At 62.4% G+C, this 23,721-nt stretch carries 25 protein-coding genes and 2 pseudogenes; 22 read left to right on the forward strand and 5 right to left on the reverse strand.

The window, feature by feature from the left end; all coding sequences use genetic code 11:
- The first annotated feature begins 10 nt into the window (after nucleotides 1-10).
- The 5 genes from HK436_RS21810 to HK436_RS21830 are packed head-to-tail and all read left to right on the forward strand — an operon-like array spanning nucleotide 11 to nucleotide 4,065.
- Complete coding sequence (locus HK436_RS21810; protein WP_173193136.1) at nucleotides 11-934, forward strand: FliM/FliN family flagellar motor switch protein; 924 nt, start codon at nucleotides 11-13, stop codon at nucleotides 932-934.
- A 42-nt stretch (nucleotides 935-976) separates the two neighbouring features.
- Nucleotides 977-1,453, forward strand: a complete 477-nt coding sequence (fliN, locus tag HK436_RS21815) for a flagellar motor switch protein FliN (protein ID WP_173193138.1) — start codon at nucleotides 977-979, stop codon at nucleotides 1,451-1,453.
- A 41-nt stretch (nucleotides 1,454-1,494) separates the two neighbouring features.
- Nucleotides 1,495-2,505, forward strand: a complete 1,011-nt coding sequence (locus HK436_RS21820) for a flagellar motor switch protein FliG (protein WP_173193140.1) — start codon at nucleotides 1,495-1,497, stop codon at nucleotides 2,503-2,505.
- Nucleotides 2,506-2,536: 31 nt separating this feature from the next.
- Nucleotides 2,537-3,628 (forward strand): flagellar biosynthesis protein FlhB, encoded by a 1,092-nt coding sequence (gene flhB, locus HK436_RS21825; RefSeq protein WP_173193142.1) that lies wholly within the window; start codon nucleotides 2,537-2,539, stop codon nucleotides 3,626-3,628.
- Entirely contained in the window at nucleotides 3,625-4,065 is a 441-nt protein-coding gene (locus HK436_RS21830) for a BspJ family T4SS effector nucleomodulin (protein WP_173193144.1), read from the forward strand. Before flhB ends, HK436_RS21830 begins: the two co-directional genes overlap by 4 nt.
- Before the next feature lie 2 nt (nucleotides 4,066-4,067).
- On the opposite strand, the gene HK436_RS21835 is transcribed toward HK436_RS21830, so the two are convergent.
- The 5 genes from HK436_RS21835 to HK436_RS21850 all read right to left on the reverse strand — a co-directional run bounded on the left by HK436_RS21835 (nucleotide 4,068) and on the right by HK436_RS21850 (nucleotide 8,122).
- Complete coding sequence (locus HK436_RS21835) at nucleotides 4,068-4,802, reverse strand: helix-turn-helix transcriptional regulator (protein WP_244649105.1); 735 nt, start codon at nucleotides 4,800-4,802, stop codon at nucleotides 4,068-4,070.
- A 29-nt stretch (nucleotides 4,803-4,831) separates the two neighbouring features.
- Entirely contained in the window at nucleotides 4,832-4,984 is a 153-nt protein-coding gene (locus HK436_RS31625; protein ID WP_312860696.1) for a helix-turn-helix transcriptional regulator, read from the reverse strand.
- Nucleotides 4,948-5,451: a hypothetical protein gene (locus tag HK436_RS21840; protein ID WP_244649340.1), complete on the reverse strand. Its 504-nt coding sequence runs from the start codon at nucleotides 5,449-5,451 to the stop codon at nucleotides 4,948-4,950. Before HK436_RS21840 ends, HK436_RS31625 begins: the two co-directional genes overlap by 37 nt.
- A 427-nt stretch (nucleotides 5,452-5,878) precedes the next feature.
- Nucleotides 5,879-6,670 (reverse strand): polysaccharide deacetylase family protein, encoded by a 792-nt coding sequence (locus HK436_RS21845; RefSeq protein ID WP_173193146.1) that lies wholly within the window; start codon nucleotides 6,668-6,670, stop codon nucleotides 5,879-5,881.
- A 48-nt stretch (nucleotides 6,671-6,718) separates the two neighbouring features.
- Complete coding sequence (locus HK436_RS21850) at nucleotides 6,719-8,122, reverse strand: oligosaccharide flippase family protein (protein WP_173193148.1); 1,404 nt, start codon at nucleotides 8,120-8,122, stop codon at nucleotides 6,719-6,721.
- A 207-nt stretch (nucleotides 8,123-8,329) separates the two neighbouring features.
- Here HK436_RS21850 and HK436_RS21855 point away from each other — a divergent pair, with 207 nt between their 5' ends.
- The 17 genes and pseudogenes from HK436_RS21855 to flgD form a co-directional block, all read left to right on the forward strand.
- Complete coding sequence (locus tag HK436_RS21855) at nucleotides 8,330-9,304, forward strand: glycosyltransferase family 2 protein (RefSeq protein ID WP_173193150.1); 975 nt, start codon at nucleotides 8,330-8,332, stop codon at nucleotides 9,302-9,304.
- 56 nt (nucleotides 9,305-9,360) lie between these two features.
- Complete coding sequence (locus HK436_RS21860) at nucleotides 9,361-10,767, forward strand: GumC family protein (protein WP_173193152.1); 1,407 nt, start codon at nucleotides 9,361-9,363, stop codon at nucleotides 10,765-10,767.
- Nucleotides 10,768-10,897: 130 nt separating this feature from the next.
- Nucleotides 10,898-12,541, forward strand: coding sequence for a flagellar basal-body MS-ring/collar protein FliF (fliF, locus tag HK436_RS21865; protein WP_173193154.1), 1,644 nt, complete (start codon nucleotides 10,898-10,900; stop codon nucleotides 12,539-12,541).
- Entirely contained in the window at nucleotides 12,541-13,194 is a 654-nt protein-coding gene (locus HK436_RS21870; protein WP_173193156.1) for a hypothetical protein, read from the forward strand. Before fliF ends, HK436_RS21870 begins: the two co-directional genes overlap by 1 nt.
- A complete protein-coding gene (locus tag HK436_RS21875) occupies nucleotides 13,191-14,459 on the forward strand; it encodes a MotB family protein (RefSeq protein WP_173193158.1) in 1,269 nt (422 codons plus the stop codon). Before HK436_RS21870 ends, HK436_RS21875 begins: the two co-directional genes overlap by 4 nt.
- 163 nt (nucleotides 14,460-14,622) lie before the next feature.
- Entirely contained in the window at nucleotides 14,623-15,657 is a 1,035-nt protein-coding gene (locus tag HK436_RS21880) for a MotC family chemotaxis protein (protein ID WP_173193160.1), read from the forward strand.
- Complete coding sequence (locus tag HK436_RS31630) at nucleotides 15,654-16,865, forward strand: hypothetical protein (protein WP_244649107.1); 1,212 nt, start codon at nucleotides 15,654-15,656, stop codon at nucleotides 16,863-16,865. The genes HK436_RS21880 and HK436_RS31630 overlap by 4 nt, the downstream gene beginning before the upstream one ends.
- The gene (gene fliK / locus HK436_RS21885; RefSeq protein ID WP_244649109.1) at nucleotides 16,819-17,169 is read left to right on the forward strand and encodes a flagellar hook-length control protein FliK; all 351 of its coding nucleotides are present in this window, start codon (nucleotides 16,819-16,821) and stop codon (nucleotides 17,167-17,169) included. Before HK436_RS31630 ends, fliK begins: the two co-directional genes overlap by 47 nt.
- The gene (locus tag HK436_RS21890) at nucleotides 17,117-17,689 is read left to right on the forward strand and encodes a transglycosylase SLT domain-containing protein (RefSeq protein ID WP_173193164.1); all 573 of its coding nucleotides are present in this window, start codon (nucleotides 17,117-17,119) and stop codon (nucleotides 17,687-17,689) included. The genes fliK and HK436_RS21890 overlap by 53 nt, the downstream gene beginning before the upstream one ends.
- Before the next feature lie 148 nt (nucleotides 17,690-17,837).
- The gene (locus tag HK436_RS21895; RefSeq protein WP_173193166.1) at nucleotides 17,838-18,506 is read left to right on the forward strand and encodes a response regulator transcription factor; all 669 of its coding nucleotides are present in this window, start codon (nucleotides 17,838-17,840) and stop codon (nucleotides 18,504-18,506) included.
- A gap of 124 nt (nucleotides 18,507-18,630) precedes the next feature.
- Nucleotides 18,631-19,919 (forward strand): annotated as a pseudogene (locus tag HK436_RS21900) (flagellar hook protein FlgE).
- A 33-nt stretch (nucleotides 19,920-19,952) separates the two neighbouring features.
- Nucleotides 19,953-21,401: a flagellar hook-associated protein FlgK gene (gene flgK, locus HK436_RS21905; protein ID WP_173193167.1), complete on the forward strand. Its 1,449-nt coding sequence runs from the start codon at nucleotides 19,953-19,955 to the stop codon at nucleotides 21,399-21,401.
- Between the two features lie 46 nt (nucleotides 21,402-21,447).
- Nucleotides 21,448-22,218, forward strand: coding sequence for a flagellar hook-associated family protein (locus HK436_RS21910; RefSeq protein ID WP_312860660.1), 771 nt, complete (start codon nucleotides 21,448-21,450; stop codon nucleotides 22,216-22,218).
- Nucleotides 22,215-22,448, forward strand: a complete 234-nt coding sequence (locus HK436_RS33165) for a flagellin (RefSeq protein WP_312860661.1) — start codon at nucleotides 22,215-22,217, stop codon at nucleotides 22,446-22,448. The genes HK436_RS21910 and HK436_RS33165 overlap by 4 nt, the downstream gene beginning before the upstream one ends.
- Before the next feature lie 44 nt (nucleotides 22,449-22,492).
- Nucleotides 22,493-22,840 (forward strand): flagellar biosynthesis regulator FlaF, encoded by a 348-nt coding sequence (gene flaF / locus HK436_RS21915; RefSeq protein WP_173193169.1) that lies wholly within the window; start codon nucleotides 22,493-22,495, stop codon nucleotides 22,838-22,840.
- Nucleotides 22,837-23,271, forward strand: coding sequence for a flagellar biosynthesis repressor FlbT (gene flbT, locus HK436_RS21920; RefSeq protein ID WP_173193171.1), 435 nt, complete (start codon nucleotides 22,837-22,839; stop codon nucleotides 23,269-23,271). The genes flaF and flbT overlap by 4 nt, the downstream gene beginning before the upstream one ends.
- Before the next feature lie 4 nt (nucleotides 23,272-23,275).
- Nucleotides 23,276-23,665: pseudogene (gene flgD, locus HK436_RS21925) on the forward strand (flagellar hook assembly protein FlgD); the annotation flags it as partial.
- Between the last annotated feature and the right edge of the window lie 56 nt (nucleotides 23,666-23,721).

Here is a 23,721-nt window from a genome sequence, read left to right on the forward strand (position 1 = left end):
AGGCGGTAGCGTGAACGACGTCGCGACAGCTCGCAATCCCATCGTCGAACGCCTGATCGGCGACACGGGAGAGCCCGACCACATCATCAAGGCGGCACGCGCGCTGGGCCTGCGGGCCCTGCCCGCAATCCGCCAGAGCCTCAACGAACAGGTCTCCTACCCGATTGAGATCGAAGTCGAGTCGGTTGCCTTGAGCCGCATGGCAGAAGCGCGCCGTGCAGACGTCGAAAACGACGCACTGGTCGTCGCGGCTTCCGCGACCTCTCCGGATGCGCTGATGCTGATCGCCGATGCCGGCGCTATCGCCCTTCTGGTAAGTGCGCTTTTCGGTGGCGATCCCGATATGCCGGTCACCCCTATCGATCGCGCCCTGACCTCAATCGAGCTCGAACTGGCCTCGGTGGTCTTCGAGGCAACAGCGAAGGCACTTAACGGTTCGGGCGTGCGCGCGCTTTCGATAAAGTTCCCGATGCCGTCCGCTATTTCCGGCAAGGACCTGAAAAAGCTTGTGATCCGCGACGGCCCCGCCGTCCGCATCGCCTTCACGCTCATCACGCCGTCCGGCGAGGGACGCTTCACGGTGATGATGCCGCAGCGCGTGTTGCTCCTGCACCGGGGCGACGCCGGCGCGGACCTGCCGCAGGAGCAGGAAGCGGAATGGAGCGCACGCTTCAGCGAGGAGGTCATGCGTTCGGGCGTTCGGGTTGAAGCGACAATCCCGCTTTCGCGCATGACGCTTGGCGAATTGTCGGAGCTGTTTGTTGGCCAGGTGCTGGAAATGCCGGAGACCGCACCGACAAGCGCACGGCTGTCGGCGCGCCGCAAGACGCTTTTCACCTGCGAGTTCGGCAAGATCGGCCAGAACTTCACGGTTCAGATCATAGAGCCCTACGACGCGGGCAAGGAATTCATCGCCGGGCTTGTGCCGCGCTGAGCCGCGGATCGGTTGCCGAAACAAGCCTTCAAGGAGACGAACATGAACACATCCATCCCCGATTTCGACAAGCTCGGCACGCTTGGTAATCCCGACGAGACTGCCGGCTTCGGCGAGGACCGCCAGGAAGAAGAGCTGAACAAGGCCATCGAGGAGCTGCGCGGCGTCCTCCACGATGAGGAAACTGTGGAAATGTCGGACCTGTCCGACGATGAAGCAGCGCCGCGCGCCCCGGCGCGCAGCGAGCGCGCGCCCAGCCAGAGCGGGAATACCAACATCATCATGAACATCCCTGTGGACGTTCAGATCGTGCTGGGTAGCGCCGAAATGCCGGTTTCGGAGCTGATGGCGCTTCAAAAGGGCTCTACCGTGGCGCTTGACCGCCGTATCGGCGAGCCGGTCGACGTTGTCGTCAACGGTCGCAAGATAGCCAGCGGTGAGATCACCGTTCTGGAAAACGACCCTTCACGTTTCGGCATCAAGCTCACGCAGATCATTGATACTGCCAAGCCCGGCTAAGCCGTTATAAACTCGGGTTGCAGATCGGGGACAGTGTCGGAATGAGCCTGGAAGGCAAGCTGACGAAGGCTCAGAAAGCCGCCGCCATCATGGTGGCCATGGGTAAGCCATCGGCTGGCCGGCTTCTGCGTTTTTTCAAGCATGAAGAACTGAAGGCGCTCATCGACGCAGCCCGAATGCTCCGCACGATTCCGCAGAGCGAGCTTGAGAACATCGTCGCCGAGTTCGAGGAAGAATTTACCGAAGGTGCCGGCCTGCTCGATTCCGGCGATCAGATGGACACCATCCTCAACGAATCGCTGTCGCCTGAGGAAATCAGCGCGCTGATGGGCTGGGGGAAGCCGTCGCTGATGAGCGACGAGGCGCCGCCGATCTGGCCCGACCTTGCAGAAATGCCGGCAGAACGGCTTGGCGCGCTGCTTGAAGGCGAGCACCCGCAGACAATCGCTATGGTGTTCTCCAATCTGGAGTCCCAGCCTGCGGCCAACGCGCTTCTGACCTTCGAGAAATCGATGCGGCGCGAGGTGCTTCGCCGCATGCTGTCGATGACCTCCGTCCAGCCTGCCGCCAAGCAGCTCGTCGAAAACCAGCTTCGCGTCCGCATCGCCGCCGATTCGACCGGCAAGGACGTGTCGGCCGGCCAGACCCGCGTTGCCAGCCTCCTCAACGAGCTCGACAAGACCGTGCTCGACGAACTCGTTTCGGATCTTGAGGAGAGCGGCGTCGAGGGCATCGAGGCCGTCAAGGCCCGGCTCTTCACCTTCGACGACATCGGCACGCTGGACCAGAAGGCCCGCGTTACCCTGTTCGACGGCATCTCGACGGAACTCGTCACCATGGCGCTTCGCGGCGCACCGCAGGACCTGGCCGAAGCCGTTCTGTCGGCGATCGGCGCCCGCTCGCGCCGCATGATCGAATCGGAACTCACGATCGAATCCGATGCCGCAACGCCGGCGGAGATTGCAAAGGCACGCAAGCGCATTGCTGCAACGGCTATCGGTCTCGCGGCAACCGGCGCGCTCGAACTCCCTGCAATGCAGAGCGCCGCCTGACCTCTTCGTCCTCTGCTGAACAGGTTGCTTAATGGCCGAACAGGCGGACAAGGAAAGCAAAACAGAAGAAGCCACGGAAAAGAAAATCCGTGATGCGGTCGAGAAGGGACAATTGCCCTTCGCCAAGGAGGTGCCCGTTGTCGGCTCGTTCCTGGCAATCCTGGTCTTCCTGATCTTCATCGCACAGTCGGGCGCGATCGAGCTTGCCGGTTTCCTGTCGATGTTCCTCGAGCGTCCCGAGAGCTGGTCACTGGCCACCGAACACGATGCAGTGCTTCTCTACCGCCAGGTATTCCTGGAAATCGCCAAGCTGCTGGCAAGCCTGATGGCGTTGCTGGTGGGAGCCGGCATAGCGGCATCCGTTTTCCAGAACGTGCCGCGCTTTGTGGGCGAACGTATCCAGCCCAAGCTCTCGCGCGTTTCACCAAAGGAAGGCTGGAGCAGGCTGTTCGGCCAGAAGGGACTGGCGGAATTCGCCAAGTCGCTGGGCAAGCTCGTCTTCGCCGGCGCAGTGCTCGCTTTCACGATGCGAGACGCGCAGACGAGGCTCCTGGCCGGCATGATCACCCAGCCGGAAGCGTTCGGTGCGGTCATCCGCGAAATCGCAATCGAGATCGTAGTGGCGATAACCGTCATCATGGTCGTCATCGCCGCGGTCGACCTGCTGTGGACACGCTTCCACTGGCGGCAGGACCTGCGCATGACCAAGCAGGAGGTCAAGGACGAGATCAAGCAGGCTGAGGGTGATCCGATCATGCGCGCACGGCTGCGCTCGCTGCAGCGCGACCGCGCCCGCCGCCGCATGATGGCCGACGTTCCGAAGGCCACGCTCGTCATCGCGAACCCCACGCACTTCTCGATAGCGCTGCGCTATGTGCGGGACGAAACGCCCGCTCCCGTCGTCGTTGCAAAGGGGCAGGATCTCGTAGCGTTGAAGATCAGGGAGATCGCGGAAGCACACGAAATCCCGATTTTCGAGGATGTGACGCTCGCCCGCTCCATGTACAATCAAGTTTCAGTGGATAGTGTGATTCCGCCTCAGTTCTATCAGGCGGTCGCCGAACTCGTTCGGGTCCTATACGCAAACAAGGCAGCCCCCGCTGCAGGCAGGGTGACGTCATGAACCGCCAGCCACATTCATCCACCCGCGAGATAATCGTGGCCAACGCCATCAAGGAGGTGGTGAGCGAACTGCGCCTTGTCGATGTGGGCGATTATATCGCCTATATCCGCCTTGAGCGGTTCGCCAGCGTGGCCGATCTCGTCGATTCCGCCGCGGAACTCTATTTCGAGCCCGGCACGGTGCGACTTGGCCACGGCGGGGAGGCCCACGCGAGTTGGAGCCATGCTCCCCGCATCGTCCTCGACCTCGAATTGCGGCCCATGGGCGTCACCGTCTATTTCGCGCTGACGATGACCGCCAAGCATGCGTCGGTCGAGGTCAACTACGTTTCGTTCGACAACGCCTCGCCCGATCCGCTGGAGAACAATGCGTTTCTCGAAGCCGCACTCGAACGCGCCCGGATCCGCAAAAGCGAGCCGGCGGTCGCGAGCAAATAGCTTCAGTCGATCAGGCCGCTGCGAAGCGCTTTGGCAACCGCATGAATGCGGTTGACGGCATTCAGCTTGTGCGTCGAATTGGTGAGATATTGGTTGGCCGTATGCACGGACAGACCGAGCGAAGACGCAATATCCTCACTGGTCATTCCGCTGGCTGTCAGCCGCAGGCATTCGATCTCGCGCTTGGATACCGGCAGGGCCTTGGCGCAGTCCTCGAGCCGCTGCTTGGCAACCTCGCCGAACAGGGCGAAACAGCGCGCATGAACGTCGCATAAGCCGACTTCGTCGATCACGATGCTGTCGCCCGCGAAAGCGATCACACCGCTGCGCCCGTGCTCCAGCGAAACCGGAAACGCGATACCGCAAGTATCGGACCCTGTCGGGTTTTCAATCTCGTCCGCCCAGCAGCGCGCTCCAGCACTCGGAAAGGGCGGGGCCCCTGCGGGACGCCACCACAGCGGCACGGTCGACTGGGCGATCTGCCGCGCAAATGCGCCCGCTTCGCGTGCCGAAAGGGCCTTGGAAAGAAACGAAACACCGGGAAAATCGCTGTCGAAAACCGGCGCCAGACGCCTGCTCTCGCCTTGGGGCGACAGGAACTGAAGGCTGAAGCTCTCGGCATTCATCGTGTCGGCGATCCTGCGACACACGCGCACGGCCTCCGGGAGGCCGGTCACGTGCTGCGGGCTCCATTCCGCCGGCAGGCTCCAGCCGGTCAGCTTTTCTTCGTCAAACATTCGTGCTCCCCGAGCCCTGACCGCAGCCATCAGATGATCCCGCTTCTGATTGCAGTGGCGATCGCCATTGCGCGATTGCTGGCGCCAAATTTCTGGATCGCGTGCGCAACGTAGCTGTTCACGGTATTGGACGACACGCCGAGGATCACCGCGACCTCGTCGGTCGTCTTTCCCTGAGACACCCAAGCGAGGCATTCGCGCTCGCGCTCGGACAGCGGGTCGCGGGAGGCGCGACTGCCCGTGGCCGTGAAGAATTGGTTGAGCGCGTAGCAGCAGGCCATGTGGGCACGCGCCAGCGCTGCCGCATTGATGCCATGTCGGGTCTCCCCGAAAACAGGGCGAAGATGCGCGTGCCGCCCGCGTCGAGCTTCTGACAATAGAGCTCGGCATGACCGTGGTCTCGCAGGGCGCGCCTTTCCTCGGATGAAAGAAACGTGGCCTCGGCGGTCACGATGGCACGCGGCTGCATGCCCGGACCCGTTGCATTTCCGCTCTCGATGACGGCGGCGATGCCTTCCGTGCCCAGATCTTCGAGCGCGTCGAATATCCAGTTTGAGGTGATGATGCGGACGGATTTCGGCCCCCGCTCCACGGACGGCTCGACCAGCATGTAGCGGTCAGCGCAGATCTCGCTACAGGTGCGTCGCATGAATCGCGCAAGCCCCGCACGCGACGTCACCGGTCCTGGTGCGTCCTGCGTCGTCTGAATCGGGGCGGCCTGTGTCATCGGTCCGTCGGGTTGCCGGCCATCATGGCGCGGTGATTGTCGGAAACTCGCAAACGCAAGCGCGAATCCAGCTAACGCCCCGCGACATCGCGAGACCGCCCAGACAACGCTGTTACGGACAAACTCATTTCAGCGGCAGGAAAACGACCCACACGACACGCCCTGGCAGAGCGGTCACAGCCTGAGGTCGGCACAGGAATCCCGGAAAACAACCGACGCCCTGAAGTGCGCCAATCCGCGAATCACTTTCGCCCGCCCAAACCCGCTTACATGCAGAGTGATATGTATCCGATTGATTCGCGTCAAGATTCCGCAACAGGGCGGCTTAACAAAATGCTTTAAGGATTCATTAATGCGGCTTTTCAGCACCACCGGCGATCGCCATGGCTTCCCGCATCGGCGCCACCGTGCAGCCAGCGGCCAACACCCGCTCGACCGCCTGTGAAAGCAGGCGCGGCGAGCACCCATGCTCGCTCGGCCCATCCTGCACATCATGGGTGTAGAACACCAGCCAGGCATTGCTGCTAACCGCTTCGCCGATGACTTCGTCGAGGCCTTTTTCATCGAGCCTGCAATCGTAGAGCTGGATGGCGAGAAGCTGCGCGCGGTCGGCTTTGCCTGTGTTGAGGCCGTGCCGCACACCCCGGCTGTTGGCAAAGCGCCGGGCCGTCAGCGCCTTCTGCGAAAAGCCGACGGCCCCGTAGGGGTAGGCGAAGCTGACCGGCTCTGCGCGTGGATCGACGGCGGTCAGCCACTGCCTGTTACGGTCGAACTCCTCCACAAGCCTGCGCGCGTCGAGCGTCTGCACCACGGGGTGCGAGAAGGTGTGGCAGCCGACTTCGTGGCCACGGTCGAGGAGATAGGGCACATCGGAAGGCACGAAAAAGTTGTATGGCCCGAACGTCCCGCCGGCGAGGCCACCTGCCAGGTAGAACGTGCCACGACATCCCTGCTGCTCCAGAATGCGGGCGCCGTTGATGATGGCGCTATCGGGTACGTCATCGAAGGTGAAGCTTACCACCGGCCTGTCGAGACTTACCGGCATCGGATGCCGCCGCAGCCAGAGCGCAGCCGCGCGGTCGATCCGGCTTGGCAGATCGTGATTGGCTCCTTCGGCGAGGATGATCGGTCTCGCGTTCATCGCTTCGTCTCCATCCAAAGCGCCGACATCCCGTCGGCCGCATTTACGTCAGCGGGCGAAGGCGAGGACATGCCTCACCACCAGCCGCGCGGCAAAAAGGTCGTAGTACCAAAGCACCAGCCCTGCACTGCCCGAGATCAGGACCAGATCGGTGACGATACGCACGAGATCCTGCTGGATCACGCTCGCCAGCGCGAGATGCGCAAGCCAAACGGCAAAGCCCGCGGTCGCGATCCAGACGATGTCCAGAAGCGGCACCGGCATGCGGAATGATGTGGTGCGCCAGAACATCACCACCGCACAGCTTGTGCACTGGCCCGCAATCAGGGCGATGGCCGCACCATGCTCGCGCATCTCGGGTACCAGCAGCGCCACAAGGATGACGGTGACGGCGAGTTGCAACGCGGAGGCGTAGAACTGCAGCAGTCCGGAAGGCAGGAAGTAGACGATCTGACCGAAATAATAGGTGCGGAAGACAAGGATAGAGCTCGCGACCAGCAGCAGGGGCAGCAGTTCTTTGGCGGATGCATGGAATTGCGCGCCGAAGAAGACCGCAATGATCGTATCCTGCAATGCGAGCACGAGAACCGACCCGAATACGGTTATGACGGCGATGGTACGCATCGCCTCGTTGAGCGCCCGCTTGACATCGCCGTGGCGCCCCTCCGATGCCGCCCGCTTGGCGAGCGTCACCAGCGAAAGCGCGACCACTTCGCCGAATACGAAGAAGCCCTGCTTGAGGAAATCGGCCATCGCTCCATACGGGCCGATACTGGCCGAGCCGTAGAAATGACCGAGCGCAAGACGATCCACGTTCTGGGCAAGCGCCCACGTGCCGCCGGCCAGCATAAGCGGCCAGCCGTAGCGCAGAAGCTCCACGACCGTCTCTCGCCGGAAGCCGCGAAAGAGCTCGCGCCGATAGGTGATGAACATGGGAACCGCGGAGATGAGGTAGGCGCTTGCGACCGCAATCGGCAACGCCACCGCCTCGTCGGCAAAAAGCGTCAAGGCAGCGCTGCCCAGGCCCACGGTCAATATGGACCGCAACATCGTGGCTGTTGCCGACAGGGCGGGTGTCATGCGCGTGCGCGGCACGGTGACCGCGAATTCGTGGATAGCAAGCCCGGCCGTCATCATGAACAACGCCAGCGCGAAGGTCGGCGTCAACGTGCCTTGCCAGATAAGGAATGCCATCGGCGTTGCGACAATGGTGAGCGACGTCAGCTTCATCGCCAGCGCGCTCGAGATATAGCGAATGCGCGCCGTCTCGCGAAAACGGGCGAAGAATGCCTCGTCGATCCAGAACGTCATCGTACCGTGGAGGATGAACGACCATGCGAGCACGAGCAGATAGGTGCCGTATGTCTCGACGCCGCCAAGACGCGTAAAGACCGCAACGGCAAGCAGGTTCAAGCTTGCCGAGGCGATCCTCGATCCCAGAAATACGAGCATGCCGTTCTTGTGGTGCATCAGCCGCCCAGACGATCCTTCCGCGTTCCGTCACAGCGAAAGCAAGCGGCGTGCCGTTTGCCCGCTCCGGCCACAACATCCCCGCCTCGCCCGCCTGACCGCTTATTGGCCCATGACTTGCAAAGCTCAGGACAACGAGCACGGCACGGTATCCCATGTGTCGTTTCGAAACAGTGTGGAGTTCAATTCGTGGACAGGCAGGCGGCGCAGAACCTGAATCGGGACAAGTCCTCCGTGGCGATGGCGGCGCGGTCGGGACTGATCAGCGTCGTCATTCCCATGCACAATGCCGCGCCCTTCATAACCGAAACCATTGCCAGCGTTCTGGCGCAGGGCGATTGCGTCCGCGAGGTGATCGTCGTCGACGACGGCTCGTCCGACGGCAGCGGCGAGGTGGCAGCGGCTTCTGGCGACCCGCGCGTCCGCGTGATCACCATGAAGTCCTCCGTCGGCGTATCGGCAGCACGCAACATCGGTGTGCGAGAAACGTCCGGCGAATGGCTCTACTTTATCGACGCCGACGACCTCGCGCGTCCTGGCGCCCTGGATGAACTCCTGAGTGCCGCCGGCACGAAACCCGATGTCGGCCTTGTTTATGGGGACTACGACCGGATCCGCCAGGACGGCGCTTCTGCCGGCAACCGCCGCCATTTCATGGCGATGCGCCGCAAGCCTACGGGCGACGTGCTGGAAAGCATCGTCCAGAAGAACTGCATGGTGGTCGGCGCACAGATCGTCAGGCGCGAAATATTCGATGCCTGCGGCGGCTTCGACGAGACCCTGAGAAAGCTCGAGGACTGGCACTTCTGGTGCCTGGCCGCGGCACGCACCGAGTTCCTGTTCGTGCCGGGCCTTTACGTCATGAGCTACCGTGTCCACGAAACCAGCACGATGCACACCCGCCTGCTGCCGTTCGACGCGGTCAAGCCGGGCATCGAAGCCGTCTATAGCGATCCGTCGATCACGGCGCGGCTGGATGCCAAGCGGCTGGCCGGCTTCCGGCGCAGCACAGAAGCGGCAATGTTGAGCTATCTCGCTTCGGTTGCGGTGCGCCTCGGCACCTACCGCGCGGGGCTGGCGATGATTTTTCATTCGATCCGGCGCGACCCGGCGCGCGGCCCGCGGGCCATGGCGCAGTTCGCCGGTGCATTCGTGGGACTTTAGACAGAAGCAGTTGTTCCAACGCCGGGCGGTTCCGGCATAGGATAGGGATGCGGCAGATGACTTTGGCGAATTATGAGGACATGACTTCCTATCGCGGCGGCGGCACGCAGCAGGCGTCTGGCCCAGCCTTTATCGACCTTCGAAAGCTGGTCGATACGCTGCGCGACAACCTGCGCCTGATTGTAACCACGATGGTCCTGCTTGCGGTTGGCGCAGTGTTGGTCGCGGCGCTGCTGCCTTCGACCTATGTAGCCTCCACTCGCATTTTGATCGATCCGCGCGGATTGCGTGTCGTCGAAAACGAGGTCACGCCGCCCGCTCAAACCGCCGAGGCCAATACCGCGGTCGTCGAAAGCCAGATGCGCGTGATGATCTCCGACAACGTGCTTCGCAAGGTTGTTGTCCAGGAAAATCTGGCGACCGACCCCGATTTCGGCATGCGTCGCGGAATGCTTTCCGGTCTGAAAGATGCCCTCGGCCTTGGTGGTTCCGGCCCGGGCGAGTCGCCGGAAATTCAGGCTCTGCGTGCGCTTTGGGAATCGGTCAGCGTGTGGCGCGCACCGGAAAGCTACATCGTCGACATCAGTGTTCGTACGAGCGATCCGCAAAAATCTGCCCGCCTCGCCTCAGCCATCGCCGAAATTTACGTCAATTCGGAAATCGAACAGCGCGGCGATACGGCAAGGCAAGCATCCGATGCGCTCTTCAGCCGCCTGGATGAACTGCGCGCCAATCTCGCCGCCGCCGAAGAAGCCGTCGAGAACTATCGCGCCGAGAACCGCATTGTCGACGCGGACGGCGCGCTGGTCAGCGAGCAGCAGGTGCGTCAACTCCGGGCAGAATTGACCCGCGCCGAAGTCGAGACGTCGCGCGCCGAGGAAAAGTACCAGCAGATCCACGGAATGACCGAGCGCGGCGCGAGCATTGAATCGCTGCCCGAGGCGTTGCTGTCGAGCACGATCGCCAGCCTGCGGTCGTCCTACGTCACAGCGCTGCGCGAAGAGCGTTCGTTGAGCAGGGAATTGATGGGCCGTCATCCGGAATTGATACGCGTGCGCGAACAGGTCGCCGCACTCCGCAGTCAGATCGATGAGGAACTGCGCCGGATTGCGGTTTCGGCTAGGCAGGAACTGGACCGCGCACGCCAGAACCAGGCGCAGCTCGTGACCATGCTCAACCAGTCCGAGAACCAGTCGCTGGGCACCAAGCAGGCGCTTGTTCAGCTTCGGGAGTTGCAGCGCGAGGCGCAGGCAAGCCGCATGGTCTACGAGTCCTATCTCGTGCGTGCGCGAGAACTGGATGAGCAACAGGGCCTCAATACAACGAGCGCCCGCGTCATCTCGCCGGCGCTGGCGCCTGTAAAACCGCGCGGCCTGTCGCTGTCGGCCGTCTTCATATTGGCGCTAGCTGCCGGTGCCGGCCTGGGTGCGGTCCTTGCACTGGCACGTTCGGCAATGGACTGACCTGACCGGTCCACACGCACCCACTTTTACCCGAGATCGAGATCGGGCCGCCGCACTGGCGGCCCGATTTCATTTTCGCACAAGCTTCGCTGCCTATTCTGGCAATGCCGCATTTCCGGAGCGTGAAGCCGTGCCTGAACAAATCAAGACTCTCATTGCCAATCTCCGCAGCTTCGGGCCGAAGCGCCTCGCCATGCTTGGCGGTGTCGGCGCGGCCGTGATCGCCATAATATTGACGGCCTCGATCTATCTGAACCGACCGTCTTACGAGACGCTCTATGTCGGACTCGACCGCAACGATGTCGGCCAGATCGGCATCGCTCTCGGCGAGGCAGGCATTCGCTACGACGTATCGAGCGAAGGCACGAGCGTCATGGTGCCGGTCGGAAGCACCGGCCAGGCGCGCATGCTACTCGCCGAGCGCGGCCTACCGACGAGCAGCAACGCCGGTTACGAGCTTTTCGACAATGTCGGCTCCTTCGGCCTCACCTCCTTCATGCAGGAAATCACCCGCGTTCGAGCGCTGGAAGGCGAGATCGCACGCACCATCCAGTCGATCGCCGGCATCAAGTCGGCGCGTGTCCATATCGTCATGCCCGAGCGCGCCAGCTTCCGCCGCGAAGAGCAGGCTCCGACCGCCTCGGTCGTGATCCGCGCCGCCCGCGAGGACGGCATCAAGGCAGCCGTGGCCATCCGCCACCTGGTCGCCGCTGCCGTGCCGCGGCTCAATGCAGACAAGGTGACGGTACTCGACGCGTCGGGCGACCTGCTCGCTGCGGGAGACGACCCGGCCAACAACAGCTTCACCCGCTCGCTGACGGTCGAACGCACTGTCGAGACACAGATCGAGGACAATATCCGCCGCGCGCTGTCACCCTATCTGGGCCATGAGAACTTCCGCGCCAGCGTCAAGGCCGACATCAACACCGACAGCCGCCAGACCGAGGAGATCATCTTCGATCCGGAATCGCAGGTCGCCCGCTCCATACAGTCGGTGCGCGCCAACGACGAAGCCAGCCAGCGGCAGGCCGCACCGCCGACGACTGTCCAGCAGAACCTGCCGGAAGAAAACGTCGAAGGCGGCGAAGGTCCTGCCTCGTCCGAGCAGCGCGAACGGCGCGAAGAGACAACGAACTACGAGCTCAACTCCAAGCGCGTCGCGACCGTCAGCAACGGCTACACGGTCGAGCGTCTGTCGATCGCCGTCGTGGTCAACAGCGAACGTATCGCCGCTGTGCTCGGCGAGAATGCGACGCCGGAACTCGTGGAGCAGCGGATCGCAGAAATCCGCCAGGTGGTGGCTTCGGCGACCGGTTTCGACGAGGCCCGCGGGGACAGCATCAACGTATCTTCCGTCGAATTCATCGAGAGCATGCTCGGCACGGAGATGGCCGCACCCGGCTGGCTTGAAATGGCTGGCCGCCACACCGGAACGATGGTCAACGCGCTGGCCTTCATCGTGGTTGTCTTCCTTGTGTCGTGGTTCGGCCTGCGCCCGATGATGGCGGCGGTCACCAAGAAGCAGGGCGATGACGCGATGAACTTCGACGACATCCAGCTTTCGCTCCCCAATCCGCTCGACTCCATGCAGCTTCCCGACGTGATGGGTGGCGAGAACGGTGAAGGCTACAGCTTCCCCGACCACATGGCCGACGACATCCGCTTCAAGATAAAGCCGGCACCGCAGGACCGGCTGGCCCAGATGGTCGATCTCAACGAGGAACGTTCCGCACTGATCCTGCGTAAGTGGACCAGCCAGGAGCTCGCTGCCTGATGGCTTCCAGTGCCCTGGCCAAAGCATTGAAGGATTTCGGGGCGCGGCCGCTCGAAAGCGCCGGTGTGTTCACGCCGGCGCCGAGCTTCGCCGTTCCCGATGCCGTTTTGCCGACGCTTCCCGACTTTCCGACATTCGACCCGGTGGACACGGATGCATTGGTGGCCGATGCGGTTACGGCCGCCGAAGCCGATTTGGCGGATCGCCTCGAACGGCAACACGCCGAGGCGCTGGAAACCCAGCGCGTCCAGCATGCCGAAGAAGTCGCAGCGCTGCAGCAGCGCTTTGCCGAGGACGCGAGCGAGCTCATTCTCAAGAGCATCGAAAGCATGGAAACACGCGTCGTCGAGCTGACGACCGCTGTGACCGCACGTATACTGGGCGTGGTGCTGACGGATGACGTCCGCGAGCGCTCCATCGAGCGCCTCGGCTCGGTCATCCGCGACGCGCTCGACGACGATGAAGCTGTTCGTATCCGCGTGCGGGGCAGCGTTCCGCTTTATGAAGCGCTGAAGGAAAAGCTCCCGAAATACGCCGATCAGCTCGATTTTACCGAAACGGCCGACTTCGATATTTCGGTCGCGATCGATGACAGCGTGTTCGAAACCCGTCTCGCCGAATGGTCGACGGCCCTGTCGGAGGCCCTGTCATGAGTGCGTTCGACGCAGACGAAGGCAAGCGCGAGATCATCATCGTACGCCGCAGCGGCGGCGACCACGAGGAAGGCCATCACGGCGGCGTCTGGAAGATCGCATTTGCCGATTTCATGACCGCCTTGATGTGCTTCTTCCTGGTGATGTGGCTCGTCAATGCAACGAACGAGGACACCAAGGCCGCGATTGCCAGCTACTTCAACCCGATGACGCTGGTCGACACCGCCCCGGCCAGCAAGGGCCTGGACGATCCCGGCGAAAGCTCGACATCGCCGGAGAGCTCGAACAACGATACGGAAAAATCCTCCGACCAGTCCGCCGGCTCGCGCGACCAGCGGTCCGGCCCGGGCGAGCACGCCAATTCGATCGACCAGTCCGCCGACCGCAAGACGTCGGACCAGCACCTGTTCTCCGACCCCTATGCGGTCCTAGCCGAAATAGCCGCGCAGACCGCCACATTGCAGAACGTGTCGGCAAAGGGCGACGGTGGTGCGCAGACCTCCGGCCCGGCAACCGGCGCACAGGGTGGCGAGTCCTATCGCGATCCGTTCGCGCCTGACTTCTGGTCTCAGGAGATCGCCACGGCGGAGGACGCGGCTGAGCTGGACGTATTCCGGACGACCGGCGAGCAGACGCAGCCCGCCGAAGAGGGTGAACAGGCCGAACAGACTGAAGCTGCGGTGGCCATGGTCGTACCGTCCGAAGCGGCCGCGGAGACCGCGCCATCCGCGGAGGCCATGGAACAGCCGGTTGCACCGGCAGAACCCGAGCAACTTCTGAACGAGGAAGGCGCGCTGACTGAAACGACGCAACTCGCAGAACAGATCCGGCAGGAAATCTCCGACGCGTTCGGGCGAGAGTCGGAATTGAACAGCACCATTTCCGTGGTTGCAGAGGCGAACGGTATCCTCATCTCGGTAACGGACGAACTCAACTACGGCATGTTCGAGATCGGCTCCGCCGTGCCGCAGGGCCAGCTTGTTCTCGCCATGGAAGAGATCGGCCGCACCCTCAGCCAGCATGAAGGCACGGTCCGCATCAACGGCCACACCGATGGCAGGCCTTTCCGCAATGCGGAATACGACAACTGGCGCCTTTCGACCGCGCGTGCCCATGCGGCCTATTACATGCTCGTTCGCGGCGGACTGGCAGAAGATCGTATAGGCGAGGTCGCCGGTTTCGCCGACCGCAAGCTGAAGGTCGCAGACGACCCGCTTGACGACGCGAACCGCCGTATCGAGATCTTCGTCGAGGTGCCGAGGTGACATCGCGGCGCGGCATGGCGCTCGGCGTTTTAGCGCTTGCGGCCTTCGGTCTCGGTCAGGCGCAGGCTCAGACCGAAGCGGCCGGATTGGCGCCCTATCAGATGGTGCGCTCCTGCAGCTCGTTCAGGACCGTATAGCCGGCGGCGATCACGCCGCCCTGCCGATGCAGAAGAAACTGCTCGAGATGGTCGACGCCCGCTTCCGCAACGCCGGCAACGACGAGTTCGAGGATCGCCGGAACTTTCAGGCGATGATGATCTACGCGATGAGTGGCGGCAATCCGTCGACAATCGCCGATCTGCTGTCGCGCATGGAAATCGACGATGCTGACCGAGCCGCCGGCGCGGGCGTGCTTGGCTATCTGACCGGCAATGTCGCCCAAGCCCGAGACGCGATGGCCGGCATCGATCCGGACCGCTATGCACCTGAGTTGGCCGCTTTCCTGGCGCTGGTGAAGGGCTCGGTCGTGGCCGGCGAGGATGCGACGGCAGGCATGGCCATGCTTGACGAAGCACGGCTGGCAGCGCCCGGAACGCTCGTAGAGGAAGCGGCACTCAGGCGCACCATCGCGCTGGCATCGGGCGCGGGCGAAGCTGAGAAGTTCATGTCGGCCTCAGAGCAGTATGCGCGGCGCTTCCTGCGCTCGCCCTATGCGAGCCAGTTCGCGGAGTCTTTCGTCAGCGGCATGATAACGCTGGATCGCGGCAAGCTCGACCTGCGTCGCATCGAGCAGACGGTCGACTGGATGACACGCGAGCAAGCTCACACCGTCTATCTGCGGCTTGCCCGCAAGGCGGCCATTGACGGCGATGCCGAACTCCTCGCATTCGCGACCCGACACAGCACAGGCGATGAGGAAACCGCGCCGGAAGAAGTCGATCCGCGCACCGAACTCTACTCCAGCATCTCGTCTGTGACATCCGACACCGTCGAGAACGTGCTGTCGCGCCTGGACGGGCTGGATGCGACACAGCTTTCTTCGCGCGATCGCGCCTTGCTCACCGCAGCGCGCACCGTTGCCGCCGAAGTTGTAGCACCGGTCAAGACAGACGCCGCAGCGCCATTGTGGTTGGAAGATTATCCGACCGAGGAAACCGCAGCACCAAACCAACCGCTTGACGAAGCAGATGAGCTTGTCGCCTCCACGCGCTCCAGACTGGAGGCCATCGACAAGATGCTTGAGGAAACGAAACGATGATGCCCAACATCACCTTGGGTGGCAGCCCCGCAAATCTGCAGCAGAAAGGCGAACGCAGCGCCAAAAACGGCGAGATCGACGGCATGCGTTTCGACGAGGCCCTTACGATCCGTTCGGCGGAGCGCAAGGCGACAAAGGGTGATGGGGATGACGGTCCGATGGACACACGCCAGGACTGGAAAATAGACCGCTATACGGCGCTGTTCAGGCTCGACAAGACGGCCGACGGCAAGGCCCCCTCGGACACACCGGCATTCGGAGATTTCCTGGGCGACCAAGAAGCATCCGCCGATCCGCAAACGTCAGCGGCAACGGGCCCCGAAGCGCTCGTCGATAACGCGCGTGCAGAACCCAACCTGAATGGTGATGATAACGCAGAAACCGATGACGCATCCGCATCGACCGATCTGAACATCGCGGACGCTACGGATGCCGGCCCGGCGTTCGTAGCGCCTCGGGCCTCCACGGTCCGTGAACAAGCAGCCAAAACGGCCGAGCCCGCCAGTGTAAAGACCGTGGGCGATCAGGACGCGCCGAAGAACCCGGCAATCGCGCTTGGCGCCAACGCTGCTGACGCCGACGCGGACGATACGCACCCCCGCGCCGCAGTTCAGTCTGAACCCCCGAGCACCTCGAAGACACAAGCCGCGCAGGTTTCGGCTGCCGAGCGCGCCGCCGTTCCGGCAGCACCCGCAGACGGCCAGCCGGCGCGCACGCGCACCGCTGCCAACGCGCCGGTTAACGCTGCTGTTGCGGAAAAGCCAGCACCGGCAACGCAGCCGCCCGCAACTATTCAGCAAGAGGGCGCACATAAGCCGCCCCCCGGCTGCTCCCACTTCGGCCTCCGGCGATGTCTCTGGATTCGTCAGCGCGAAGGAAGGCTCGTTCGCGCGCAGTTCCGCGGCCAATCCGGCTGCAGCAAATGCAGATCCCGTTTCGGCAAAGGTGAATGTACTGAATTTCACCGCGGCGCCCGCCCCCGCGCAGGCGGCTCCCCCGGTCCTCAGCACCACCGCGACGGGCCTTGTGGCCGCAATCGAAGCGGAAGGAACGTGGCGCACGGCGGCCCAGGATCCCGCAAATTCGGCCGCGCCGCGCGGCACGTCCGCGCCGGGCGGAGTCAATACCCTTCGTATCCAGCTCCAGCCGGTCGAGCTGGGCATGGTCACGGCGCGCCTCGTTGCATCGGGATCACAACTCTCGATTGAAATACAGGTGGAGTCGAATGATGCGCGCCAGCGCCTGGCCAATGATAGCGAGGTCATCGTCAAAGCGCTGCGCGCGATCGGATACGACATCGACAAGGTGACCATCCAGCAGGGCCCACAGAACAGCCAGTCATCTGCGCAGGGCGCTTCCAGCCGAAATGACCAGATGCAACCTGATCAGCAGGCTGACCGGAATGCCCGTGGGCGCGGCGACCAGGGCGCTTCTGGACGGGATGGCGGAGGAGCGCGCAATGGCGCAGGCGAGACCATGGCTGACCGCGCTGGCGGCGGCCGCTATATCTAGCATTGCCTGCTTGCCGGCCCTAGCTGCCGGCAATGTCTGCGAAGCGGAAATCCTGCGCGCTTCCGAACGCTATGGCGTGCCGGCCGGCATCCTCTATGCCGTGGGCCTTACGGAGACAGGTCGCAAGGGCAGCCTGCAGCCCAACGCCCTCAACATCGAGGGGCGCGCAGTCTTCCCGCGCTCACCACGGGAAGCCATTCGCGAATTCGAGAATGCGAAGCGCGGCGGCGCGAAGCTGATCGATCTTGGCTGTATGCAGATCAATCACCATTACCATCGCGAGAAGTTCGCCAGCCTGCAGCAGATGCTCGATCCGCGCCATAACGTCGACTATGCGGCGCGCTTTCTGGTCGAGCTCAAGCAGAGGCACGACACCTGGTCCATGGCCGTCGCCCGCTATCATGCCGGACCCGACAACGATCCGGCGCAGAAACGCTATGTCTGCCGCGTCATCACCAATATGGTCGCCACCGGCTTCGGAAAATGGACATCGGCAGCGCGGGAATTCTGCAACCAGTGAGTGCAGCAAGCGCCCTGCCACCCCGTTGCCGACTCACACGAATTGACTCCCAAAAAACCAGCTATAAGAAATTACCATTGTCGGCGATTCCCCGCACCGGTTAACCCTTTATCCACAACTTAGATCAACTGATTCGGAGGGCGGGCCGATGATAGTGATAGTGGACGAGCGCGAGCTCGTAAAAGACGGTTATCACTCACTTTTTGAGCGGGAAGGCGTTGCAAGCGCCGGTTTCGGCTCGAACGAATTCGGCGAGTGGGTTTCCACAGCCGCGGAAGACGACCTGAAGGCAGTTCGAGCCTTCCTGATCGGCGAATGCTCGAGCGACCTCGTGTCGCCGCGCCGCATCAGGGATCGCACAACCGCGCCGGTTATCGCGCTTTCCGATCAGCACTCACTCGAGAACACCTTGAGGCTCTTTGAGTCCGGTGTGGACGATGTGATCCGCAAGCCGGTTCACATCAGGGAGATCCTCGCACGCATCTCGGCCATCAGCCGCCGTGTGCAGGAGGACAAGCCCTATTCCGAATTCGGGCCGATGCGCATCTTCATCGACGGGCGCGATCCCGAAATCGACGGCGAACCGCTGCCTTTGCCTCGCCGCGAACGGCGTATCCTGGAATTCCTCGCGAGCAATGCCGGTCGTCGCGTGACCAAGACGCAGGTCTTCAACGCGATTTACGGGATTTTCGACGAAGAGGTCGAGGAGAACGTGGTCGAGAGCCACATCAGCAAGCTGCGCAAGAAGCTGCGTGAAAAGCTGGGCTACGACCCCATCGATTCCAAGCGGTTTCTTGGCTACCGGCTCGTAACCTGATGTGCGCGGAAGCAGGCGAGATCGCCTCGCCCCTGTCCCGCTCATCCTCCATACAAGCCAGCTTCACGCAAGACAGGACAGCTACCTTCGGGCTCAGCGGCCTGAATCTTGAGGAGAATCCCGAATGAGCTTGTATGGAATGATGCGCACCGGCGTGTCCGGCATGGCGGCGCAATCAACGCGGCTCGGCACCGTTGCCGACAACATCGCCAATTCCGGCACCAATGGCTACAAGAAGGCCAGCGTCGAGTTCTCCTCGATGATCATCCCGAATTCCGGCACCAGCTATATCTCGGGCGGCGTCGCCACGCAGGTGCGGTATTCGATCTCACAGGCCGGCCCAATCCAGTACACCACTTCCGGTACGGATCTCGCTGTGGACGGAAATGGCTTCTTCGTCGTCCAGAACAGCAACGGCCAGCCCTTCCTGACGCGCGCCGGCTCGTTCGTACCGGACGGTGAAGGCCGCCTCGTCAATGCCGCCGGCTTCCAGCTCATGGGCTACAACTACGAGAACGGCATTCCGAGCACGGTTGCTAACGGCTTTGCAGGCCTCGAGCCGGTGCAGATTTCCGGCCAGGAACTGCAGGCGACGCCGTCGACCTTCGGCACCTTTGCCGCAAACCTTCCTTATGCCGCTCCGAACTGGACCGGTGTCGACCTGTCGACCAACCCGACCAATCCGGTCGGGCTCGACGAAGCGCTGGAAGACGGATCGGTCGTCAAGACCTCGCTCGTCGCCTACAATAATGTCGGTGAAGAGGTTCTGCTCGACATCTACTTTGCCAAGCAGGCCACCGGCGAATGGCAGATGTCGGTCTACTACCAGCCGGACGGCACCGCGGATCATCCTTCCCATACAGCGGCCCCGCACTGGCAACGGACACGCTCGAATTCGACATCTCGACCGGCAAGCTCGATACTTCCAGCATCAGCTCGCTCACGATCGATCTTTCGGCGCTGAACGGCCAGCCGATCGAACTCGATCTTTCCAAGATGACCAATCTGGCCACCGGCTACTCGCGCGGCGAAGCGGACATGAACGGCAATGCGCCTTCCGCTGTGGAGCGCGTGACCATCGGCAAGGATGGCGTCATGTACGCCGAATACGCAAACGGCGGTCGCACGCCGCTCTACAAGCTGCCTCTGGCCACGGTACAGAGCCCCGACATGCTCAGGGTCGAACCGGGCAACGTCTTCTCTGCCGGTCTTGAGTCCGGCAACGTCCAGATCGGCTTCGCAGGTGGCGGCGGACTGGGCGACATACTTTCCGGCGCGGTCGAAAACTCCAACGTCGACATCGCCGAAGAGCTTACGAGCATGATCGAGTCGCAGCGCAACTACACCGCGAATTCGAAGGTCTTCCAGACCGGTTCCGATCTCATGGACGTTCTGGTGAACCTGAAGCGGTAGGAGTGACGGTGCTGGGTAGGGAATAGGGGAAAGATGTCACTTTCGACTGCACTTAATATTGCGCAGAATTCGCTCCTGAATACCCAGCGCCAGACCACCGTTGTCTCGCGCAACATCGCGAACGTATACAACGCAGACTATGCCCGTCGCACTGCAATGCTTTCGAGCCTTGCGCCGGGCGCCCGCGTTGCGGAAATCCGTCGCGCCACCGACGCCGCGCTCTTCCAGCAGAACCTGACGGCGCTCTCGGGCTACAAGGCCCAGAGCATCATCGTGAGCGGCCTTGAGCACATCACGATGTCCGTCAACGGCGTCGAAAACGCCACGTCACCCTCGGCGATGATCGCAAAGCTGCAAGAGGCCTTGCAGCTCTATTCTTCGACCCCTTCGAACCGGACACTGGCCGAAAACGCCGTGGAGATGGCCCGTCAGGTACTTGGCAGCCTCACGGAAGGCACCAAGTCGGTTCAGGCGCTCCGCACGGACATGGACGCCCAGATATCGACGGGCGTGACGGATCTGAACCGCCTTCTGGCTGACTTCAAGACCGTCAACGACGCGGTGGTCAAGGGCACCCAGGCCGGGCGCGATGTGCTCAACGAATTGGACACCCGCGACGCGATCCTGAAGAAGATCGCCGAATATGTGCCGATTTCCACGATCTCGCGCAGCGCCAACGATCTGATGATTGTGACCGCGGACGGTACGACCTTGTTCGAGACCGTACCGCGCCACGTTGCTTTCGAGAGCACGGCGGCATTCGGCCCCACTACCACCGGCAACGCCATCTATGTTGACGGCGTACGGATAGCCGCCGCCAATGGCGCAAACACCAGCGCCGGCGGTTCGCTGGCGGCCATGATGCAGATGCGCGACGGCTACGCCACCGGCATGCAGGCACAATTGGATGAGACCGCCCGCGGCCTCATCAAGGCGTTCGCCGAAGTGGACCCAGGCAATCCGGCCGACATTCGGCCCGGCCTGTTTACATGGCCTGGTGCGCCGGGCATGCCCGCCGACGGCGTGCTGGAAACCGGCCTTGCCGGCATGATCACCTTGAACGCGCAGATCGATCCACAGCAGGGCGGCAACCCGGAGCTTTTGCGAGACGGCGCAAGCTTCGACCTCAATCCGAACGATCACGCCAGTTTCAACGAGCTGCTCCTGCGCTTCACCAACGCGCTGGATGCTCCTGTCGACTTTGTGACCGTGGCTGGAACCACGGCCAGCATGGGCCTGCAGGATTATGCCACGAACACGATCAGCTGGCTGGAGGATGCGCGCAAGACAGCAGCCGGCGCCGCGGAGACCAAGGGCGCTTTGATGATGCGCACCGGCGAGGCCCTTTCAAACGTGACCAGCGTGAACGAGGACGAAGAAATCGCCCTGATGCTGGAACTCGAACGCTCCTATGCGGCATCCGCAAAGATGATGCAGATCATAGACGAGATGCTCGAGACGCTGCTCAATACGGTGAGATAGGACTATGAAAGTCTCTTTCGTATCATCTCAGGCTATCACCCAGGCCATGCGCTATCAGCTGCTGCGCATGCAGTCCGATCTGATCGTCGCCCAGAAGGAAGCAAATACCTGGCGCGTGGCCGATGTCGGGCTGGCGCTGGGCGCACGCACTGGCGTGTCGGTTTCCCTCAACCGCGATATCGAGAGACTCAATGGACTGAAGGATTCCAATCAGCTCGCGGCATCGCGTCTGGAATCCACCCAGCTTGGCCTGCAGCAACTCACGGAAGCCGCGAACGACTTGCTGGCCGCATACACGACCGGCATTTCCGGCGCGTCCGACCCGGCTATCATCAAGCAGCAGGCAGATCAGGTGCTGGGCCTGATGTCGTCCGTGCTCAACAGCAATCTCAACGGCGAGCATCTCTTCGCCGGCATCAACACGGACGTTCAGCCGCTCAACGATTTTCTTGATCCGGCTTCACCGAACCGTGCCGCGTTCGATACGGCATTTTCTACCTATTTCGGCTTCCCGCCGAACGATCCGGCCGCAGCCGGCATCACCGACGCGCAGATGAACGACTTCCTGGACAACCAGGCAGCGCCGCAATTCTTCGGAGCCGGCTGGGACGACTGGTCGAACGCGACCGACCAGCAGATCACATCTCGCATCACGCTGACCGAGACCGCACAGACTTCGGTTTCGGCAAACATTCCGGGCTTCCGCAAGCTGGCCATGGCGGCCGCAATCGTTTCAGCCACGTTTGACGGCTCGATGAGCGAAGCGGCACGCACCCGGCGCTGGATCGCGGCATTGCCTTGCTCGGTGAAGTGGTGAACGATCTCGCCAACCAGCAGGGCGCGACCGGCATCACGCAGCAGCGAATCGAGCGGGCAAACGATCGCATGTCCATGCAGGTCGACCTGTTCACCGAAAGCCTGACCGAGATGGAAGGGGTAGATCCCGCCGAGGCATCGACGAGGGTCAACAGCCTCCTGGCGCAGATCGAGATTTCCTATTCGTTGACGGCACGGCTGCAGCAGCTCAGCCTGCTTCGGTACCTGTAGGCGCAGACCTGGACGCGGAACAAGTCAGACAACACGGAAGACGCATGTATCAATTCTCCTACGCCGAAGTACAGACCGACTCCGTGGCAGACGCCAAGGATCGCGAAAGGCAGTTGCTGTCGCGGTCTATCGACCTGCTCGTCGAGGCGAGAGACAAGGGTACGAAGTCGATCGAATCCACAAGGGCGATCTATTTTCTCAACCGCGTCTGGACGACCTTCGTCGAGGACCTCGGCAGCGAGGACAACGAGCTGCCCCACGAGCTGCGCGCAAACCTGATTTCCATAGGCCTCTGGCTGCTGCGCGAGGCCGAAGAGGTCCGGCAGGGCCGCTCCGACAATTTCGAAGGGCTCATCGAGGTCTCGCAGATCATTCGCGACGGTATTCAATGAAGAATACGTTCAAGATCACGCTCAAGGCCAATGAGAAGATTTACATCAACGGCGCCGTCATCAAGACGGACCGCAAGGTCTCCCTCGAATTCCTGAATGACGTACAGTTCCTCCTCGAGGGCCACGTGCTTCAGGCCGAGGACGCGACGACGCCGCTGCGGCAGCTCTATTTCATCATCCAGGTCATCCTGATGAACCCCGACGGTGCACCGGAGGCGCGCGACATGCTGCGCAGGTCGCTGCCGCTTCTGCTGGCTTGCTTCTCCGACCACCAGATCCTTGCCGCGCTAAAGGACATCGACCGCCTCGTCAGCGAAGGCCATGTCTACGAAGCGCTGAAGGCGCTGCGCGGCCTTTATCCGGCAGAGGCCAGAATTCTCGCCAACGAGGGCGCGCCGGTCGCGCCCCTCGTCCTCACCGCAGCGGAGTAGGACCATGAACATTTCGGCGATCACGAACACCATGGCGACGACGCAGAACACTACGGGCACGCCGCAGTCGGTCGATTACAAGGCATTCCTGCAGCTCCTGGTTGCCCAGATGAAGAACCAGGACCCGACGGCGCCGATGGATTCGACGGACTACGTCGCCCAGCTTGCAACTTTCTCGCAGGTGGAGCAGTCGGTCGAAATCAACAAAAAGCTCACCGAAATGCTGCAGGCATCGACGATGGCGCAAGCGACCGGCCTTATCGGCAAGGTCGTCGAGAGCATGGACGGCGAAATCAGCGGCGTTGTGCGCCAGGTCGAGATCTATTCCGATGGTATCGTCGCTGTCCTCGACGGCGGCGAAAAGCTGGCGATCACGCCCGGCGTCATCATCCGCGATGCGGATTACACCCCGCCGCCGGGAGACGAAACGCCCGGTGACGACGAACAGCC

The sequence above is a fragment of the Neoaquamicrobium sediminum genome (assembly GCF_013240295.1).
Lineage (GTDB): Bacteria > Pseudomonadota > Alphaproteobacteria > Rhizobiales > Rhizobiaceae > Aerobium > Aerobium sediminum.

Coding starts and splice junctions, on each gene's coding strand:
- HK436_RS21895 (WP_173193166.1), top strand. CDS start 17,838: ATGATAGTGATAGTGGACGAGCGCGAGCTCGTAAAAGACGGTTATCAC.
- HK436_RS21820 (WP_173193140.1), top strand. CDS start 1,495: ATGAGCCTGGAAGGCAAGCTGACGAAGGCTCAGAAAGCCGCCGCCATC.
- HK436_RS21875 (WP_173193158.1), top strand. CDS start 13,191: ATGAGTGCGTTCGACGCAGACGAAGGCAAGCGCGAGATCATCATCGTA.
- HK436_RS21830 (WP_173193144.1), top strand. CDS start 3,625: ATGAACCGCCAGCCACATTCATCCACCCGCGAGATAATCGTGGCCAAC.
- HK436_RS21840 (WP_244649340.1), bottom strand. CDS start 5,451: ATGCGACGCACCTGTAGCGAGATCTGCGCTGACCGCTACATGCTGGTC.
- HK436_RS21890 (WP_173193164.1), top strand. CDS start 17,117: ATGGCGCAGGCGAGACCATGGCTGACCGCGCTGGCGGCGGCCGCTATA.
- HK436_RS21870 (WP_173193156.1), top strand. CDS start 12,541: ATGGCTTCCAGTGCCCTGGCCAAAGCATTGAAGGATTTCGGGGCGCGG.
- HK436_RS21860 (WP_173193152.1), top strand. CDS start 9,361: ATGACTTTGGCGAATTATGAGGACATGACTTCCTATCGCGGCGGCGGC.
- HK436_RS31630 (WP_244649107.1), top strand. CDS start 15,654: ATGATGCCCAACATCACCTTGGGTGGCAGCCCCGCAAATCTGCAGCAG.
- fliN (WP_173193138.1), top strand. CDS start 977: ATGAACACATCCATCCCCGATTTCGACAAGCTCGGCACGCTTGGTAAT.
- flgK (WP_173193167.1), top strand. CDS start 19,953: ATGTCACTTTCGACTGCACTTAATATTGCGCAGAATTCGCTCCTGAAT.
- flbT (WP_173193171.1), top strand. CDS start 22,837: ATGAAGAATACGTTCAAGATCACGCTCAAGGCCAATGAGAAGATTTAC.
- HK436_RS21910 (WP_312860660.1), top strand. CDS start 21,448: ATGCGCTATCAGCTGCTGCGCATGCAGTCCGATCTGATCGTCGCCCAG.
- flhB (WP_173193142.1), top strand. CDS start 2,537: ATGGCCGAACAGGCGGACAAGGAAAGCAAAACAGAAGAAGCCACGGAA.
- HK436_RS21845 (WP_173193146.1), bottom strand. CDS start 6,670: ATGAACGCGAGACCGATCATCCTCGCCGAAGGAGCCAATCACGATCTG.
- HK436_RS21880 (WP_173193160.1), top strand. CDS start 14,623: ATGCAGAAGAAACTGCTCGAGATGGTCGACGCCCGCTTCCGCAACGCC.
- fliK (WP_244649109.1), top strand. CDS start 16,819: ATGGTCACGGCGCGCCTCGTTGCATCGGGATCACAACTCTCGATTGAA.
- HK436_RS21835 (WP_244649105.1), bottom strand. CDS start 4,802: ATGTTTGACGAAGAAAAGCTGACCGGCTGGAGCCTGCCGGCGGAATGG.
- HK436_RS21850 (WP_173193148.1), bottom strand. CDS start 8,122: ATGCTCGTATTTCTGGGATCGAGGATCGCCTCGGCAAGCTTGAACCTG.
- flaF (WP_173193169.1), top strand. CDS start 22,493: ATGTATCAATTCTCCTACGCCGAAGTACAGACCGACTCCGTGGCAGAC.